Origin of the sequence: Actinoplanes subglobosus, assembly GCF_042650585.1 — a bacterium.
GTDB lineage: Bacteria > Actinomycetota > Actinomycetes > Mycobacteriales > Micromonosporaceae > Actinoplanes > Actinoplanes subglobosus.
Map to the genome: position 1 here is coordinate 1 of NZ_JBHSBL010000049.1, position 1,474 is coordinate 1,474.

1 protein-coding gene and 1 pseudogene are annotated in these 1,474 nt (G+C 66.8%); one reads left to right on the plus strand and one right to left on the minus strand.

Annotated features, from left to right (window positions below; genetic code table 11):
* Nucleotides 1-550 precede the first annotated feature (550 nt).
* On the minus strand, nt 551-973 hold the full coding sequence (locus ACFO0C_RS49005) for an ATP-binding protein (RefSeq protein WP_378073864.1): 423 nt from the start codon (nt 971-973) through the stop codon (nt 551-553).
* Between the two features lie 338 nt (nt 974-1,311).
* On the opposite strand from ACFO0C_RS49005, the pseudogene ACFO0C_RS49010 reads away from it, so the two are divergent.
* Nucleotides 1,312-1,474: pseudogene (locus tag ACFO0C_RS49010) on the plus strand (RNA polymerase sigma factor SigF); the annotation flags it as partial.

Genomic DNA, 1,474 nt, shown 5'->3' on the forward strand with positions numbered 1-1,474 from the left:
TGGCACTGGCTTATCAAGCACCCTGTTGAGTTCTCAAAGAACAACCGCACACCTTGGAACCGATCCGCATCCGCGGCCCGTTTCCCCGGGGCACTCGCTCTACTTTACCCGCCGTTTCCGCCGTGTCAAATCCGCGTTTCGCAATCGGATTCGCCAAAACAGAAACTGTTCCAGGCACCCGAGAAGAGTACACGATCTCTCGTGCCACTCGATCTTGGGGGTTTGGCAGGACGGCCGGTCCGGGCCCTAACTTCAGGTCCCGCTTGCCTCGTCCGTTTCCCTGCCGGCTCGGAGAACATTACCCGGTCGTCCTCGCAACGCCAAATCGACCCCCCAACGGGATCGCACTGCCGTTGCCGGTGGTGTCGGCGGGACAAAAGAGTCAATGACCTTCCGAAGTGGAGCCGGTACGGAATGCACATCCGGCACTGGTGTCCCGCCGGCATCCGGTGACGCGGGCAGCAGCCCCGGCGGTCGCGTCGCGGCCGTGCGGGGCCACGGTGGCCGCGGTGTGAAGGCGGGAGGAGTGGCTGCGTCTGTGGGAGTGCCGCTAATCCCGTACGAAATCGAATCTCGCCCAGATGTGCTTCGTCCTCGTCGTCCGGTACCAGCCGACGTCGGTGGCGAATGTCTGTGCGAGGCGGAGGCCGAGGCCCCCGAGGCCGATGGGCCGGTCCTGATCGAAGAGGGGTTCGCCGGTCAGATCGTGGTCGGCGACGTCGAGAAGGAGCGCGCCCGGCTCGCGGAAGAGACGTACCGAGGTGGGCGGGCTGCCGTGCCGGAGGGCGTTGGTGGCCAGCTCGGTGGCGACGACGGTGATCCGGTCCAGCCCGTCCTCGTCGTCGAGCGGGGTGCCGGCGACGGCCTGGCGCAGACCGGCCCGCATCTCCCGCAGACCGCCGACACTGTCGAGGCGCCAGTGGCGGAGCTCGGTCGCTGCCGGAGGTGGAACCGAGGCTGGCGGCGACGTCATGCGCCTATCTTGCCCACTCCCGGGGGAAATGCAGAGGGTCGATCTGTCGGCGGTTTGGACGGCCGGTCGAGCCCTGTGACGGCGCTCGCCTCGGATTATGAGGGCTTATGCCTGGTTTGAGACGTTAAAGACCTCATACTTTCGGCTAGTGTTCTCTCGGCCTGTCGTATAGAGTCCTCATAACCGAACGGCCTACTGTGCTCCGGACAGCGCCTTTGCGTCTGTCCCACGTATATGGATGCCCGACCGACCGGGCCCCAAACCTGGGGCCGGCTCTCCGGGAAGGTGTCAGGGAGGACCACGACATGACCGTCACCGAGACGAAGACGAAGGCGACGATGTCGCCGTCGACGAAGGCGTCCGCCGAGACGTCCGCCGACAGCGCCGCCGAGCTGCTCGCCGCGATGGCCGCGATGCCGGCCGGCCACCCGTCCCGCGCCGCTCTCCGTGACCGGGCGATCGAGGCCTGGCTGCCGCTCGCCCGCCACCTCGCCCACCGCT